Here is a 15,294-nt window from a genome sequence, read left to right as displayed (position 1 = left end):
CCTTGCCCCATCACAGTCGGAGGTAACCTGCAACCAGATCTTTCATTGCTTCCGACACACCGCCACCAATCGTAAACACTCTGGCATCGCGAAAAGCGCGCGAAATCCAATTTTCCTCGAGATACCCCTCTCCGCCATGCAACTGCAAACACTGCCCAAGAATGCGCTGCACGCTCTCCATCACGTGGTACTTGATCATGCAAATCTCTTTGCCTTCCACGCGGCCATCGCGGTACGACTCGGCCACCGAGCGGACAAAACGTCGGTTCGCTTCAATTTCTGCCGCCATCTCTGCAATCCGATGACGCACGCTTTGTAGTTCTGCCAGCGGCCGCTCATAAATCATCCGTGCACGGACGCGGGCGATGGTCTCCTGCAGCACCAAATCCGCCAGGGCCACGGCACTCACCGCCGCAATGAGCCGTTCGCGCTGCAACCCGTTCATCAAATACAAAAACCCGAGATTGGGCTTGCCGATGGTCAAGGATTTCGGCACGCGACAGTCTCGAAACTTGAGCCAGCCGGTGGGCGACGACTTCATCCCCATCGTTTGCAGTCGCGTTGCTTCAAATCCGGGGGTATCCGTCGGGATCAAAATCAGCGAAAAGCTGCTGGTGCTCGAGGCCGAAGCCGTGCGGATCAGCGCCAGGACGTAGTCGGCAATCGGGCCGTTAGTGGTGAATTTTTTCTCGCCGTTAATCACCCAGAAATCACCATCGTCGCGTGCGGTACAGCGAACCGCACGCACGAGGTCGGTACCGCCAGTGGGCTCGGTGGCCGCCAGAGCAGCAACCTTTTCCCCGCGAACCAACGGACCAACAATCTCTCTGCGCTGTTGTTCCGTGCCATGGGTAATGAGGTATGGAATCACAAATTGAGACTGCGCGGCCATGCTCAAAGCCAAGCCCATCGTGCGGGCGCGCGGAATTTCCTCGGCGAGCACCACATCGTGGCCAAAGTCGCCGCCGCGTCCGCCATACTCCTTAGCGACGGAAAGCCCGAGCCAGCCCCATCGACCGAACTGCGGAAACCACGAGCGGACGGTCTCGGGATCGTCGAACTCTGCCGCCCTTGGTGCGAGCTCGGTCTCGATGAGCGCCCGCGTTTGCTTGCGGAACTGCTCGTGGTCCTCAGTAAACAGGGCCATTACGGCACCTCCTCGCCGCGCGCCCGGCGATAAATGTAATCCACGATGTCGCCAAACCGGTTGAGCTCGATCATGTACAACGGATCGAGCTCGGTCTGAAATTCCTCCTCGAGCGCCACCTGCAACTCCACTAACTGCACGGATTCCATCACCAGCGTGGTGTCGAAGCTGGCATCCTCGGTAATTTGCTCGAGGGGAATACCGGTGATTTCGTGGACCAGTTGTCGGACTCGCTCGGCTACGGCAGCAGGCGTCAAATCCGTCCCGATCTCGGTTCGCGAAGTCATCTTTCCTCCCATTGCCTCAACCGGCATAGACCTTGTTTCGTCACGCTTGACTGGTACCCCCAATCCAGTCACATTACGAAGGTCATTGGAGACCCACCTACATTGGAGCACCAGCCCAGGTGACCTATACCCTTGGCAATGTCAAAGTAGATGACAGAGTCTACGTCAAGGTGGCCGATGCCAGGGAGCGTTTGCTTACCGTGGCGAGCAGGCGAGAGATTTACCTGCAGGACCTTGGCCGAGTGGGAATCGACTTTGCCGACCGTACGGCGTTGCACATTGCCGGATTTGCCGGTACCGAGCTGGTGGCGGCGATTCGGCTCATCGGCCCATCACCGTTGCCGCTTGAAATGTTTCGCTTTGTGGGATCGCCACCGTTGGAAAACCGTGCCTTGCAGGCCGGCGGGTTTTGGGTGCGAAGGGACTTTCGGAGATTAAGAGCGCGCTCTGGCGAACTCTTCCGGCTGCTTTACGCGAAATTACTCGAGGTCGCAACGAGGCACTCGGCCGCGGCTATCTATTTACGCACACCTAGCCGACCCGTGGCAGAACTCTATCGAGCGGTCGGTTTTCTACGACTCCAGTCGCTAGACTTCCTCGATCCAGAGTGGGGGCCAGTCTACACAATGTGGCTCCCGCTGCACGATCGAGTGTGCAATGAGCCTACCGCAGCGCTCAGTGGGGGTGCACCACGGAAGGCAGCAACCCCAGTGATCGATGCGAGGGCGCGGAAATGACTTTCCTGGCGGTAGTTACCCTTCTGGCTGCCGGCAGCTCACTTTGCCTCGCGGTGCTGGTAGTAAGTCAGCGCCGGGACAAGACCGCTAAGGGATTTGCGTTCATGGCCCTACTGGTCGGCGCGTGGAATCTGCATTTCTTTCTCCTTTCCACGTTGCCATGCGAGTCCTCCTCTACAGAGCTTTTGAACATCTCCCGGGTTGGAGGGCTCATTTTACCAACGGCCATCCTATCCTTCGTGAACGACCTCCGCAGCAGACCGCTCTTCTGGAAGTCGCTGGTCTCTCTCAACGTGCTGGGCTGTGTAGTGCTGGTTGCGGCCAATCCCTTCGGCTTGGTCGTTCGCGGGTTGAAGTATCATCACTTGGGCTGCTATTCTTTGACAGGGCCGCTCTACCATGTGTACACCGCCAACGTCGCACTGTGCTTTGCTTCAGCTCTAGTCTTGTGCGCGGCTGATTTAAGAGGTGCCACAAATGCCCGAGAGCGCCTCGTTGCTAGGTTCTGGCTCATCAGTGGGGCGGTGGCGCTGCCGCTCGGGATCACGAACTTATTCCCCGCTTACGAGATCCCCATCTATCCTCTTGGCAACCTGGGTAGTGCCGTGTGGGCGGGGATCATCGCCTACGCGATCGTCCGGCATCGGCTGCTCGACGTGGAAATTTGGATCTCGCGCCTCGGCACCGCCTTTGTTGCCGGGCTCGTCACCATCGTGCCCGCCTACATCTTGCTCGTGGTGTTGCAAATTTACACCCTCGGGCACGCGCAAATCGACGTGTCGTCGGGGATCTTCTTGTCGTTGGTGTTCGTCGCCCTAGTGTTCCCCGCCCTTCAGCGGCGGCTCGAACAGGAGTTCGCAAAGCGCGCCTTCCCTTACAAGGTTGAACAGCACGCCTCCTTGGAAATGCTGCGCAAGGCGGTGCTGCAGGAACAAAATCGTGAACGCCTGCTCGACATAGTTGCGCGGGGCCTCTGGGCGGTATTTAGACCACCCGCAGTGGCCATCTTCACACGCCATCCGGAAGCTGGGGTTTTGCGTTTGGCCCATCATGTCGGCCAGGAACCAGCAGAGACAACCTTCCCTTTCAGCAGTGCTCTAGTAGCCGAACTCGAAGAGGCCTCCCTTTCCTTGCTGCAAAGCGAGTTGGCGGAGTCCAAGCGCCCGCGCGCGCGCGAAGTGGGCGAGCTCATGCAACGGCTGCATTGGACCGCGTGTGTTCCGATCAAAGCGAATCGCCAGTTGCTGGGATTTCTTGCCCTCGGCCTCAAAGAGGGCCGAGACTGGTACATGTTGACGGAACTCGAGGCTCTGGAACGACTGAGCGATGAACTTGCCCTGGCGCTGGACAATATCCAGTTGCACGAGCAGGCCGCGTTTGCGCGGCAAGCGCTCGAACGGGTCGAACGCCTCAGTGCCATCGGCACGATGGTTGCCGGCATCGTCCACGAGGTGCGCAACCCACTTGTTGCCTTCAGCACATTCATGCAGTTGGCTCGCGAACATAAGAGCTCGCCGGAGATGATCGAAAACAGCGCACCGGTGATCATCAGCGAACTTGAGCGGGTGCAACGCTTGCTCGACGAGCTGCTGCACGCCACCCGGGCCACGCCGCCCCGATTTGGCGCGGTAGATTTACACAAGTGTGTTACCGACGTGGCTGACTTGCTCAAACCTGCCGCCAAGCAGGTGCGCGTGCTTCTCCAAGCTGATGCCCCGCCGGAACCCGTGACCGTGTTTGCCGATGCCGACCGCGTTCGGCAAGTGTTGTTCAACTTGGGGCTCAACGCGATCGAGGCTTCGCCCAGTGGATCCACAGTGGCGTTTATTGTTGCACGAGAGACAAAAAACGGGCGTAGCTACGGGGAGGTCCGGGTGCGGGATACGGGACCCGGCCTACCCAAGGAACTACGCGAAAAAGTGTTTCAGCCATTTTTCACCACCAAACCGGACGGCACCGGACTCGGCCTTGCCCTTTGCCTGCAAATTGCCGAAGACCACGGAGGCTATCTCGAGATCCGCGAGCCTGAGGGGCGGGGCGTAATCTTCGCCGCCGGCTTCCCTGAGTTCATTGCGGAAATCCACGCCCGCTTGATCGAGGCTGGCGAACCTCCGGAGCCAAAACTGACCCCAGAAGAGGAAGCCCATGTGCGGGCTCTTGTGGGCAATATCAAGTTGCCCCCCGAGGTTTTACGGTTAGCTCGACAAACGCGACGCAAGTCTTAAAGGCACAGACCCCGAGTTGACGCTTCACGCGCAATGCGCTTTCGAGAAGAGATCATGGCACGGGTACGCACGAACGGCATCGAGCTCGAGTACGAAATCCTAGGCCCCGAACAAGGCGAACCAATGGTGCTCATCATGGGCCTGGGCGCGCAAATGATCCTGTGGCGCGACGACTTCTGCCAGATGCTGGTCGAGCGCGGCTACCGGGTCATTCGCTTCGACAACCGCGACGTGGGTCGCTCGACTTGGCTCGACCACCTGGGCTTGCCCAACGTAATGGGCCTGATGGCTGCTGCGGCAGCAGGTCAACCGGTCGACGCTCCCTACATACTCTCCGATATGGCTGCCGACACTGCGGGTTTGCTCGATGCGTTGGGAATTCCGCGGGCCCACATCGTCGGCGCCTCCATGGGCGGCATGATCGCGCAAACCTTCGCCATCGAGTATCCGGAGCGGACCCTCAGCCTCACCTCCATCATGTCTACTACGGGGGATCCCACCTTGCCCCCGCCACGGCCGGAAGCGTTGAGCGTGCTGCTCGCGCCGCAGCCCTCATCGCGCGACGAAGCCATTGAGCGTGGCGTGTTTATCTTTCGCACCATTGGCAGTCCGAAATATTTCGACGAGGCGGAAATCCGCGAGCTGGCGGCGCGGGCATTTGATCGCGGCATCAATCCCGCCGGTGTCATGCGGCAGTTGGCGGCCATCCTGGCGTCGGGCAACCGTACCGAGGCGCTACGCAAAGTCGATAAGCCGGCTCTGGTGATCCACGGCCGCATCGATCCACTTGTGCCCTTCGCTGCCGGCGAGGCGACGGCTCGCGCCTTGCCACGAGCCGAGCTTCTCGCCTTCGAGGATATGGGGCACGACATGCCGCGCCCCTTGTGGCCCGAGATGGTGGCAGCAATCCACCGGGTCGCACAACAAGCCAGCCAACGTTGAGCTTTCGCTTGCGCGCTGCTGCTCCATTCGCACTGATTCTCGCCCTCGGGGCTACGCCAGGCAGCCAAGGACAAAGCCACCCAGCACCGCGCGAAGTGTTTCTCGCCACCACGAGCAGCGTGGAAAATTCGGGCCTACTCGCCTTCCTCTTGCCGCAGTTTGAACGCACCAGCGGGGTGCGTGTGCGCGTACTTCCCGTCGGGAGCGGCCAGGCACTGGAACTGGCCGGGCGGGGCGATGCCGACGTCGTGCTCACTCATGCCCCGTCGCTCGAGGAAGAAGCTCTGGCGCGAGGGGTGGTGGCGGAGCCACGAGTGGTGATGGAAAATGAGTTTGTGCTCGTCGGACCGCCCAACGACCCTGCCCATATCACCGGCCTGGACGACATCGCCAAAGCCATGGCAACGATCGCGGCGGAAGGACAGCCCTTCGTGTCGCGTGGCGATCGTTCGGGTACACACACCGCGGAACTGAACCTGTGGGCGCGAGCCGAGGTGCGGCCGAGCGGACCCTGGTACTTAGAGGCCGGGCAGGGAATGGGCGCCGCACTGATGATGAGCGCTGAACGCCGCGCTTACACACTCACGGACTGGGCCACCTTCCTCGCATACCGAAACCGAGAACGCTTGCGCGTCTTAGTACGCAACAAGCCACCCCTGCGGAACGTGTACCGCATCTTCCTATCCAAACGGGGGGATGCTCCCTCAGCCCGACAGGAGGCAGCGCGCCAACTGATTCTCTGGCTCACTTCGCCCGCCGGCCAACATGCCATTGCTTCGTTTCGCATCGACGGAGAGCAAGTCTTCTGGCCCACCGCCCAGACCGCACCTTCGCCTCCTGCTAAGTAACCTGTGAAGTCCACAGAGCTCTGGCTAACGGGCCGCGGTAACGGCGATTGAGCCTTCGATCGCAGCGTGGCCTTACCGCCACAACTGCAACATCGAGTTCGGCGCGAGTTTGGCCCGTCCCTCGGGGCAAATGCACAAAAGCTGGTCTTGCTCCCACTGTGCGCAGCCCACAAGCCCTTGGCGCTTGCGATAACGTCGGCAAACGCAACAGCCATGGATGAACGGAGAGCCTGCTTTTGCGATTGAATTGCTCGGAGACACGGCGTAGCATAGCGGATCACGCGGGAGGACTATGACGGCACGGTTGGGTCGGTTTTTGGCAGCAGTGGTGGTGGCAACGGCTGCCAGCACCTACCTTCCTGCCGTCGGCGGAGCAGCTCCGGGGCCGCCTGCCCAGCGAGTGCCAGCGGCCCTGTTGATGTTCCCGTACGTAGAAGCCGGAGCGGGGCGGGACACGCGGATCGAACTTGTCAATCTTAGTGGTGTGCCGATCGAACTCGAGTGCTTCTTCGTCAATGGCGACGACCCGTCGTGCAACGAAGTCGGCTTCGTGCTGGCGCTCACGCCTTATCAGCCCTTCGCTTGGCTCGCCAGCGAAGGAATGAGCAACGTCGTCAATGGGACGGCAGCACCACCGTTTTGGGGCTTCGGCGAACTCAAGTGCGCCGTCGTGCCACCGGAGCCCGCGCTGGAGCTTTACAACACCGTGCAGGGCCGAGCCACGGTGTTCGGCCTCGATGGCTCCACCGTTTCTTACACTGCGTACGGGTTCCAACGATTCGTCGGCGGCGAGTACACCGGTGTACTGCGGCTCGATGGCAACGAATACGCGCAGTGCCCTGATCGTTTGCTGTTTACCGTGCTGGCCGACACTCCTGCAGGCAATAGCGAGTTGATCCTGCTTCCCTGTTCCCAAGATTTGGTGCTCCAGTCGCCCACGGCGGTTACCGCTCAACTCCTGCTCACCACCGAACTCGGGCAAACCGTGTCGACGTCGTTTCAAGTCCGCTGTTACTTCCGCCGCACCTTGAGCACGATTGCCGACGTGTTGCAGCGAAGCATCGGCGGGTCGGACGTCGTGCAAATCTCCGTTCGGGGCGTGGGCGGGCCACTCATCGGGTTAGTGATTGACGGCATCCCGTATGCCTCCACGTTCGGCTTGGCGGGCAACGAACCCATGTTCCTGGGGGGCCGGACCGCCACCATTTCCGTGCCCCGGTCGCGATAGCTGCCATGAACGAACTTCTTAGCGGACTCGCCGCCTTTCTCTTCGCTTGGTACCAATTGCTCGCGCAGTACGGGGTGTCTCCCGCCACACCGCGCCCAACGGCAACGGCGACCCCTGTGGCAACGCTGACCTCCAACCGTAGTCCGTCGCCCACGGACCTACCTCCTTCGCCTACTCCGGTCGGAGCAACGGGGACACCAACGAATACTCCTTGGCCCACGTACACACCCACCTGGTCCCCGCGTCCACCAGCGACAGCCACGCATACACGAACCGAACTGCCGACAAGAACGTTCTCGCCTTCGCCAGCGCCAAGCTCGACGGCCACGCCGCGACCGAGCGCCACAACCACGCGCACCCCGACGAGCACTTGGACCCATACGGCTACTCGGTCGGCAACTGCGACCCGCTCGTTCACGGCAACGCCATCGGCCACGGCAACGCGCTCGGCAACTTGGAGTCCTAGCGCCTCTCGAACACCGAGCGCGACGCGTACGCAAACGCCCACGTTCCCACCGACGAGCACGCCGACCCTCACGCGTACACCGCCGCCGACCCGTACACCCACGGCGACGTTTACGCGTGTACCAACCTGGACCCCGCGCCCGAGCTTAACGCCGACTTCGTCACCGACGCCGCGTCCCACACGGGTCCGTGGCGAGGTGGATCCGCTCGGGGTAGTGGCGCAAGGCGACCCGCCGGCACAAAAACTTGCTGCAGCGGTGCTGATCTTCCCGCTCGTGCGTGCTTCCGCGAACACAGATACGCGGATTGAAATTGCCTCGTCTTCCACGTCGGCGGGACCTGCCGCGCGCTGTTTTTACATTACCGCAACCAACTGCGTGGAAATCGGCTTCCAGGCCATCGCCCCTTCTGGTGGCGGCGGGGCAGCAGCACGGCCGCTTTCGTGGATGGTGAGCACTGGGCTCGACGGCAACGGCCGGCGGATTGCCCCACCGTTCCGGGGAGACGGCGAGCTCAAATGCTTTGCGCCGACAAATTCGTTAACCGGTCGTGCCCTCATTGCCGACGACACAGGGCAGCGCATCGCCTACTCCGCCATTGCCTTCCGCAAGCTGCGCGACGATGCGCCCACCAGCTTCGTGGCGCTCGACGGCGTGAATTACGAGGCTTGCCCCGACCGGCTCCATTTCAATGTGCTGGCGCAAACTGCCACCTCAAACAGCGAGCTCATCCTCGTCCCATGCACGCAAAACCTGGAAACCCAGGTATTCTCCTCAGTCACCCTGCAATATGCGGTGATCAACGAATTGGAACAAACCTTTTCCGGAGCCAGTTCGTTCCGCTGCATGGAGCGACGGAGTTTCAGCACCATTCCTGCACTACGCTTCAGCAGCATCGGAACGAATACGGCACATCTGATTGTGCGCGGCGTGGAGGTTCCGGTGATTGGTTTCGTGATCGACCGCTTCACGGTACCCGGGTCCGGCGTTCCCTCCACTTCGAGCAACGAGCCCTACCTCGAAGGCTCGCGCGAAGCCACGATCGGTTTGCCACCGGATTGGCCGTAACACAGCGCTGATGTTGGCGGATTACGAGTGCTTCCGTTTCCGTTTCGACAACATTGAGCACGACGTGTACCGCGCCGGAGAAGGGCCGGCAGTCATCGTTGTGCACGAGATTCCTGGTATCACTCCTGAGGTGCTGCGCTTCGCGGGCTATGTCCGCCAAGCCGGTTTCCGGGTGTACTTACCTCACTTGTTCGGCGTTCCCGGCAAGCCTGTGTCTTCTGGCTACATCGCAAGTTCGTTCTTCCGTGCCTGCATCAGCCGAGAATTCAAGGTACTGGCACGCAACGAGGCGAGCCCCGTGACGAACTGGCTGCGCGCACTGGCTCGCGAAGCTTTTCGCGAGTGCGGCGGGTCCGGCGTGGGGGCGTTGGGGATGTGCCTTACAGGCAATTTCGCCCTTGCCATGATGATCGATCCGGCGGTGCAGGCGCCGGTGTTGAGCCAGCCTTCGTTACCGCTGCCCATCAGCCCTTCTCACCGACAAGCGCTGCATCTTGCCTCGCGGCAACTGCAAATCGTCAGGGAGCGCGTGCGCAGCGGCTGTCCGGTCTTGGGGCTCAGGTTCACGCACGACTTCGCTTGTCCGCCGGAGCGCTTTCAGCGGCTGCGCGAGGAATTGGGGAATGGCTTCGAGGCAATCGAGATCGATTCCTCCCCTGGAAACCCGCACGGGATCTCTCCGCGCGCGCACTCGGTGCTCACGGTCGACTTTGTCGACCAGGAGGGCCACCCAACCAAACAGGCGCTCGAACGGGTGCTCGCCTTCTTCCGGGCCCGCTTACACACTGGCACCCAAGCGTAAAACCCCAAGCGAGCTCACCACTGTTGCAGGTGAATCGCGCCCTGAGGATACCCGGCATCGATCAGCAGTTCGCCAGCGTTGCGCACATCGGGCCCAGGGCCACACAAGTAAAAAATCCAATTGCGCTCCACCGTGCCACCGACGTAGCGGCCATACAAGTAATCGACCACCGGCAGGTCGAAGAGGAGTTCATATTCGAACTGCTCGTGCCGGAACACTTCGCGCACCAATTCGGGCCGGAATAGCTGCTGGGTGAGATCCTGGATGAAGTGGTGCACGCGCAGCGGAAATGCCAAACGGTGGCGGAGCAGCCGTTGCACCATGGGGCGAAGCGCAACAATGCCCAGCCCCACACCCGCGAGCACCAGCGGTGCCCCAGGCGCCCGGTCGAGGAAAAAATCGCCCACTGGGGCACGAAACCGCAGGGTCTGCCCCACCGCAAGCTGTCCCATGTACGAAGGGCCGACTCCGCGGCGCGTAACATCCACAAAAATCTCCAGTGGGCCGGCCACCTCTGGAGCAATCGCAATCGCGTACCAAGCCGTGCGTCCGGTCGATCCGGGAAGCTCAACAGCAAGATCCTGCCCGGGCAGCCATTTGAGACCCGGCGGACGCTCCACAGCCATCCGTCGCACACCCGGCGCCGCCTCCTCGATCCCCACAACCGCACATTCGTAAAGCCGTTCCATCACCGGCTCGCTGGTGGCCGTGCGTACAAGGTTCGAGTCTAGGAAACAAGCCCGTACATCGAAAACCGCTATCTCTCCGGTTCTTGCTTGCGCCGGCCTAAGCGTTCCAAGTACGCCGCAAAGTGGCCCGCCTTTTTGCGCAATACAATCGTGTCCCCTTCAAGCCGCAACTCGAGTTCATCGCCTGGCTTGAGACCCAATTCACCTCGCACCTTGCGCGGTAAGACAACTTCGCCTTTGTGGCCCAGAGTCACCGTCTCTGCCATTCAGGAATCAACCTCTTTCGGCCTTGGTCGGCAGTGCTCCGAACCTACTCCTTAGGCAGTAACAGATACAACTGGCCCGGGTTTTCCAGTTCAGTGGCTATCGCTTCAGCAACTGTCCCGTTGCCCCAGAAGATATCCACGCGTTGAGTGCCCGTAATCGTGGTTCCCGTGTCTTGAAAGAACACCAAACGGCGAAACCCGCGGCTGCCGGGCGCTGCGCCCGGGCGTGGTTCGACTTCGAGCCAAGCCAGTGCTCCATGCGGGTAGGCAGCCGGATCCACTGCAGCAGAGCGGCCGGGGGTGAGAGGAATACTGCAACTCCCCATCGGACCCGCTGCAACCGCGCGGAAAAAAACCCACCGCGGATTGTGGGCAAATAATTCAGATTGTTCCTGAGGATGAGCCCGGAGGTAGTCCTTAAGCCCACGTAGGGTGAGGGCGCTCGAACCAAGCTGTCCCCGGTCGCGCAATATCTTGGCGAGGCTGCGATAAGGGTGACCGTTGGAGCCGGCGTAGCTGATTTGCAAACGCACTCCATCTTCTAGTTCGAGCAACGCGGAACCCTGCACGTGCAAGAAGTAGGCTTCCACCGGGTCGTCCAACCAGGCAAGCTCGTAGCCGCGTCCGCTCAGCGCGCCGAGCTCGATTTCGGCGCGGGTGTAGTAGGGAACGAGCTGGCCATCCTTCACCCGACCTTGCACGACACGGGCGGGGCACTCGGAACAGACCGCTCGCAGGTCGACATCCACCAAGTCATCCGGGATGCGGTACACGGGATAGCGGAACCGTTCCGTGCGCCGCCGGCTCGCACGCAGTTCGGGTTGGTAGTACCCCATCACCACGAGCGGCTCGGGCAATCGAACCTGGTAAAGCCGAAGTTGCTCACACAGCCGATCCGGCGCTGTGGCCCCAAGCTGCAACACGGTGCGAGTTACGGCGAGCAGCGCTCCGATCGTTACCTCGCGCCCGGCAACTGCCAAGCGGCGCTCCGGCGGGAAACGCATCAAATAATCGGCATTCCGTTCGGCTGCCTGTTGCAGGGAGTCCGGAGTGGCATCATCCCGTAACCGTTGGCGGCACGTTGCATCATCGAGCGCCACCAAACTGACCAGCTCGCCAGACCCGGAAGAAAGCCCTTCAGATAGCACCGGCACCGGGTTTTTCGCCGGCCTGACACATCCACTTGCACCACACCAGCACGCAACGAACACCAACAAAAACAGCTTCCGCATCGCTCCTCCACACACCTCTCCGTCAGGCTGAGTTGCTCTCGGCTGCCAACACACGCTCGGCGGCGGCCACCGACTCCCCGGCTTTCACAGCGAACCCGAAACGAGGGAGCACTCGTTCCAAGGCCGACAGCACAGCTAAGACGTTTGCTGCGGTGCTCGACTCACCCATGAGTCCAATACGCCAAGTACGGCCTTTGAATGGGCCTAAGCCTCCGCCAATTTCGATACCAAAGTCGTCGAGCAACGCGCGGCGTACGCCAACATCGTCCACTCCTTCCGGAATGCGCACGCAATTGAGGGTCCACAGCCGATGCCCCTCCTGCGACGCGAACTCGATCCCAAGCGCATGCAAGCCCGCCACCAAAGCTTCGTGATTGCGGCGATGCCGTCGCCAGCGTGCCTCCAACCCCTCGCTTTCGATCAGCCGCAGCGCCTCCAACAGGGCATAGTTCATCGTAATTGGCGCCGTGTGGTGGTACACCCGCTCCGAACCCCAGTATTGAGACAGCAAGGACACGTCCAGGTACCAACTTTGTACCGGCCGCTGGCGCCGCCTGATGGCCGAACGTGCGCTGTCCGAGAAAGTGATCGGCGCGAGCCCCGGCGGGGCACTGAGACATTTCTGGCTGCCGCTGTAACACGCATCGATGTGCAGCTCATCGACTCGGACGGGATGGCCGGCGAGCGAGGTTACGGTGTCGACCAGGAACAAAGCTCCATATTCCTGTGCGAGCGCCGCCAAATCCTCGAGCGGTTGCAGCACACCGGTAGAGGTTTCCGCATGGACAACGGCCAGCACTTTGGGCTTGCGGCACGAGCGCAGGGCGCTGCGTACGTCCCCCGCATCGACAATGCGCCCCCAGGGTGCCTGCACCTCATGGACAGATGCGCCACAACGGCGCGCCACCTCCGCCATGCGCTGGCCAAAGAGGCCGTTTGCACAGACCACGGCTTCGTCATCCGGTTCCAGCAAATTGACGAAACACGCTTCCATTCCGGCGCTCCCCGTTCCGGAGATCGGAATCGTTAGCTCATTCGCGGTACCGAAGAGCCAGCGCAGCAACCGCTTGTTCTCCTCCATGATAGCGAGAAAAGCTGGATCCAGATGCCCGACCAAATGCGTACTCATCGCTTGCAACACACGGGGGTGCACCATGCTCGGGCCTGGCCCCAACAACAAACGCGTCGGTGGTGGAAACACGTCGTCCTTACCCATGGCAGTCCCTCGAATGCGGCACGCATAACGAACGAGCGAGGCGATGCAAGGAAATTCAACGGCAAGCCTTCGCACCGTTTGCTTGCTGCGAAGGGAGGCTCCATTTGGAAGTGAGCGGATCGAGCTGCTAGACGGGGGCGCATTCGTGGCCGAGGTACAGCAGATGGCTGGAACAATGGCGCGTGACCGACGAACTCGAGCACTTCGCGTCCTCATTTCTGCAGCGGCGCTGCTCCTCTCACCATGGCCGGCCTCACCGTTCGTTCAGGTCCCAGCGGGAGCCCACAATCCGGCTCCGAGAAGCGGAGCCGCCATGGCGCAAGATTGCCCTGCCCCGATCCCAGTTTGCGCTGGGGATTGTAACACGGACGCGGAAGTCACCATCGAGGAATTGATCGCGGGTGTGCTCATTGCCCTGGGCAGCTCGTCTCTGTCGCGCTGTGCGCCCATGGATCGCGACGGCAACGGCGAGGTAACAATCGACGAGCTGGTTGTTGGGGCAGGTTCAGCCCTACAAGGCTGCCCGCTCGAAGCCGGGGGGATATACGAGGTGCAAGTGTGCGGTGACGAGCGGTTCCGCGTTCACATCCAGGACTCAGAAACGCTCGAGCTCGCGGAGCGCATCCTCGCAGGCAAAGAGCAGCCGAAGATCGTCACTGGCGAGCTTCGTTGCGGGCACGGCAACTTCAACGGCCCGTGGAGCTGGCACTTGGACCCTGCCACCGTGGGATTTGCAGATATCGCGATCGAGCTTTGCGACGCCTGCCCGTCGTTCGTCGAAGAAGAATTGGACTACTGGCTGCACACCGTAGCCCGCTATTGCCCGTGGACTGCCGAGATCGTCCGGCGGGTTCGCTGAGGGCACCGGCTACGACTTCAAGGCGCGGCGGATCCGCTGCATGGCCTCCGCTAAACGGTCGTCACTCACTGATAGGGAAAAGCGCACGTAACCCTCGCCGTACTGACCGTACGCAGCCCCGGCAGCGACGACCACATGGGCTTTCTCGAACAGGAAGGTAGCGAACTCGATGCTCGTCATCCCTTCAGGAACCGGCACCCACAGGTAAAACGTGCCTCTTCCTGGCGTGAAGCGAATGCCCAAGTCGGTCAGTGTCTCCAGCACGAGTTTGCGCCGCCGTTGGTAGATTTCGAGCATGTGCCGGATGTTGTCGTTACACTGGTCGAGGGCGACGATCCCGGCATACTGAATGGCGTTGAACACCCCCGAATCGGTGTTTTCCTTTACTTTCGAGATTGCGGCAATCAGGTCGCGGTTGCCGAGCGCCATGCCCAAACGCCAACCGGTCATGTTGAATGGCTTTGACAGCGAGTTGAGTTCGATCCCCACATCCTTGGCGCCTGGAATCGCCAGGAAACTCAGCGGCCGCTCGCCATCGAAGACAATCTCGCTGTACGGGTTGTCGTAACACACCGCTATGTCGTAGGAGCGGGCAAAGTCCACCAATTCTGCCAAGAAACGTCGCGTCGCCGTGGCGCCGGTTGGATTGTTGGGGTAGTTGAGGAACATCGCCGTGGCACGCTTTGCAACATCGGTTGGAATGTCGGCGAACTGTGGTAAGTAACCGTCCTCCGCACGAATCGGCACACTGTAAGGCTCGCCGCCACCGATCAAAATGCTGGCCCGGTAGGCTGGGTAACCGGGATCGGTCATCAGCACAGTTTCGCCAGGATTTACCCGCGCCAATACGAAGTGGTGGCAACCTTCTTTCGATCCAATTAGGGCAATGACTTCCGTTGCGGGATCGACCTCCACACCGTATCGCCGCGCATACCAGCGCGCCACCGCCTCTCGGAAAGCCAGCATGCCCTTCTCTTCGTCGGTAGGATAGCGGTGGTTTAATGGGTCTCGTGCAGCGCGCGCGAGCTCCTCGACAACCGGCTCTGGAGTCGGTTCCACCGGATCCCCGATGGCAAGACTGATGACATCGGCCCCTTCGGCACGGGCGCGGGCAATCTTCTGGCGAAGCTCCATAAACAAATAGGGCGGAATCTTCTTGAGCCGTTCCGCTGTCCGCATACCTCTCCTCCTCGTGGAAAAGCCGAAGCCGCGTAGCACCACGGCTAGCGCCCGACAACGGAGACGCCGAAACGAAGGAGCCTGTCCGCGGCCCGACTCCTGTCG

General features: G+C 61.2%; 16 protein-coding genes. 9 read left to right on the top strand and 7 right to left on the bottom strand.

Going from position 1 to position 15,294, the window contains the following annotated elements:
• Positions 1-10 precede the first annotated feature (10 nt).
• On the bottom strand, positions 11-1,147 hold the full coding sequence (locus N3C12_01175; protein MCX8071050.1) for an acyl-CoA dehydrogenase family protein: 1,137 nt from the start codon (positions 1,145-1,147) through the stop codon (positions 11-13).
• Positions 1,147-1,434, bottom strand: a complete 288-nt coding sequence (locus tag N3C12_01170; GenBank protein MCX8071049.1) for a phosphopantetheine-binding protein — start codon at positions 1,432-1,434, stop codon at positions 1,147-1,149. Before N3C12_01170 ends, N3C12_01175 begins: the two co-directional genes overlap by 1 nt.
• A 119-nt stretch (positions 1,435-1,553) precedes the next feature.
• Between N3C12_01170 and N3C12_01165 the strand changes: the two genes are divergently transcribed.
• The 8 genes from N3C12_01165 (at position 1,554) to N3C12_01130 (ending at position 9,748) form a co-directional block, all read left to right on the top strand.
• Positions 1,554-2,171, top strand: a complete 618-nt coding sequence (locus N3C12_01165; GenBank protein ID MCX8071048.1) for a hypothetical protein — start codon at positions 1,554-1,556, stop codon at positions 2,169-2,171.
• Positions 2,168-4,396, top strand: coding sequence for an ATP-binding protein (locus N3C12_01160; protein ID MCX8071047.1), 2,229 nt, complete (start codon positions 2,168-2,170; stop codon positions 4,394-4,396). Before N3C12_01165 ends, N3C12_01160 begins: the two co-directional genes overlap by 4 nt.
• Before the next feature lie 54 nt (positions 4,397-4,450).
• A complete protein-coding gene (locus tag N3C12_01155) occupies positions 4,451-5,338 on the top strand; it encodes an alpha/beta fold hydrolase (protein ID MCX8071046.1) in 888 nt (295 codons plus the stop codon).
• A complete protein-coding gene (locus N3C12_01150) occupies positions 5,335-6,186 on the top strand; it encodes a substrate-binding domain-containing protein (GenBank protein ID MCX8071045.1) in 852 nt (283 codons plus the stop codon). The genes N3C12_01155 and N3C12_01150 overlap by 4 nt, the downstream gene beginning before the upstream one ends.
• A 292-nt stretch (positions 6,187-6,478) precedes the next feature.
• Positions 6,479-7,414, top strand: a complete 936-nt coding sequence (locus N3C12_01145; GenBank protein MCX8071044.1) for a hypothetical protein — start codon at positions 6,479-6,481, stop codon at positions 7,412-7,414.
• Positions 7,415-7,625: 211 nt separating this feature from the next.
• On the top strand, positions 7,626-7,880 hold the full coding sequence (locus N3C12_01140; GenBank protein MCX8071043.1) for a hypothetical protein: 255 nt from the start codon (positions 7,626-7,628) through the stop codon (positions 7,878-7,880).
• 196 nt (positions 7,881-8,076) lie between these two features.
• On the top strand, positions 8,077-8,946 hold the full coding sequence (locus N3C12_01135; GenBank protein MCX8071042.1) for a hypothetical protein: 870 nt from the start codon (positions 8,077-8,079) through the stop codon (positions 8,944-8,946).
• Between the two features lie 10 nt (positions 8,947-8,956).
• A complete protein-coding gene (locus tag N3C12_01130; protein MCX8071041.1) occupies positions 8,957-9,748 on the top strand; it encodes a dienelactone hydrolase family protein in 792 nt (263 codons plus the stop codon).
• A 14-nt stretch (positions 9,749-9,762) separates the two neighbouring features.
• Here the strand turns inward: N3C12_01130 and N3C12_01125 are convergent, their stop codons facing one another.
• From N3C12_01125 to N3C12_01110, 4 genes are all read right to left on the bottom strand, one after another.
• The gene (locus N3C12_01125; protein MCX8071040.1) at positions 9,763-10,437 is read right to left on the bottom strand and encodes an FAD-dependent oxidoreductase; all 675 of its coding nucleotides are present in this window, start codon (positions 10,435-10,437) and stop codon (positions 9,763-9,765) included.
• Positions 10,438-10,505: 68 nt separating this feature from the next.
• Entirely contained in the window at positions 10,506-10,703 is a 198-nt protein-coding gene (locus tag N3C12_01120; GenBank protein ID MCX8071039.1) for an AbrB/MazE/SpoVT family DNA-binding domain-containing protein, read from the bottom strand.
• A gap of 44 nt (positions 10,704-10,747) precedes the next feature.
• Complete coding sequence (locus tag N3C12_01115) at positions 10,748-11,935, bottom strand: MltA domain-containing protein (GenBank protein MCX8071038.1); 1,188 nt, start codon at positions 11,933-11,935, stop codon at positions 10,748-10,750.
• A 22-nt stretch (positions 11,936-11,957) separates the two neighbouring features.
• Positions 11,958-13,151, bottom strand: coding sequence for an alanine--glyoxylate aminotransferase family protein (locus N3C12_01110; GenBank protein ID MCX8071037.1), 1,194 nt, complete (start codon positions 13,149-13,151; stop codon positions 11,958-11,960).
• 313 nt (positions 13,152-13,464) lie between these two features.
• Between N3C12_01110 and N3C12_01105 the strand changes: the two genes are divergently transcribed.
• Complete coding sequence (locus N3C12_01105; protein MCX8071036.1) at positions 13,465-14,010, top strand: hypothetical protein; 546 nt, start codon at positions 13,465-13,467, stop codon at positions 14,008-14,010.
• Positions 14,011-14,019: 9 nt separating this feature from the next.
• On the opposite strand, the gene N3C12_01100 is transcribed toward N3C12_01105, so the two are convergent.
• Positions 14,020-15,189 (bottom strand): LL-diaminopimelate aminotransferase, encoded by a 1,170-nt coding sequence (locus tag N3C12_01100; GenBank protein ID MCX8071035.1) that lies wholly within the window; start codon positions 15,187-15,189, stop codon positions 14,020-14,022.
• Positions 15,190-15,294: the final 105 nt, after the last annotated feature.

It is taken from the genome of Candidatus Binatia bacterium (assembly GCA_026415395.1).
GTDB lineage: Bacteria > Desulfobacterota > Binatia > HRBIN30 > HRBIN30 > HRBIN30.
Note: the sequence above shows the minus strand (reverse complement) of the source record. Positions and strands in the feature narration are given on the sequence as shown.

Excerpts from the sequence above, each read along its gene's own strand:
- N3C12_01175 (MCX8071050.1), bottom strand. The coding sequence starts at position 1,147 with ATGGCCCTGTTTACTGAGGACCACGAGCAGTTCCGCAAGCAAACGCGG.
- N3C12_01120 (MCX8071039.1), bottom strand. The coding sequence starts at position 10,703 with ATGGCAGAGACGGTGACTCTGGGCCACAAAGGCGAAGTTGTCTTACCG.
- N3C12_01160 (MCX8071047.1), top strand. The coding sequence starts at position 2,168 with ATGACTTTCCTGGCGGTAGTTACCCTTCTGGCTGCCGGCAGCTCACTT.
- N3C12_01155 (MCX8071046.1), top strand. The coding sequence starts at position 4,451 with ATGGCACGGGTACGCACGAACGGCATCGAGCTCGAGTACGAAATCCTA.
- N3C12_01130 (MCX8071041.1), top strand. The coding sequence starts at position 8,957 with ATGTTGGCGGATTACGAGTGCTTCCGTTTCCGTTTCGACAACATTGAG.
- N3C12_01115 (MCX8071038.1), bottom strand. The coding sequence starts at position 11,935 with ATGCGGAAGCTGTTTTTGTTGGTGTTCGTTGCGTGCTGGTGTGGTGCA.
- N3C12_01100 (MCX8071035.1), bottom strand. The coding sequence starts at position 15,189 with ATGCGGACAGCGGAACGGCTCAAGAAGATTCCGCCCTATTTGTTTATG.
- N3C12_01125 (MCX8071040.1), bottom strand. The coding sequence starts at position 10,437 with ATGGAACGGCTTTACGAATGTGCGGTTGTGGGGATCGAGGAGGCGGCG.
- N3C12_01170 (MCX8071049.1), bottom strand. The coding sequence starts at position 1,434 with ATGACTTCGCGAACCGAGATCGGGACGGATTTGACGCCTGCTGCCGTA.
- N3C12_01110 (MCX8071037.1), bottom strand. The coding sequence starts at position 13,151 with ATGGGTAAGGACGACGTGTTTCCACCACCGACGCGTTTGTTGTTGGGG.
- N3C12_01105 (MCX8071036.1), top strand. The coding sequence starts at position 13,465 with ATGGCGCAAGATTGCCCTGCCCCGATCCCAGTTTGCGCTGGGGATTGT.
- N3C12_01145 (MCX8071044.1), top strand. The coding sequence starts at position 6,479 with ATGACGGCACGGTTGGGTCGGTTTTTGGCAGCAGTGGTGGTGGCAACG.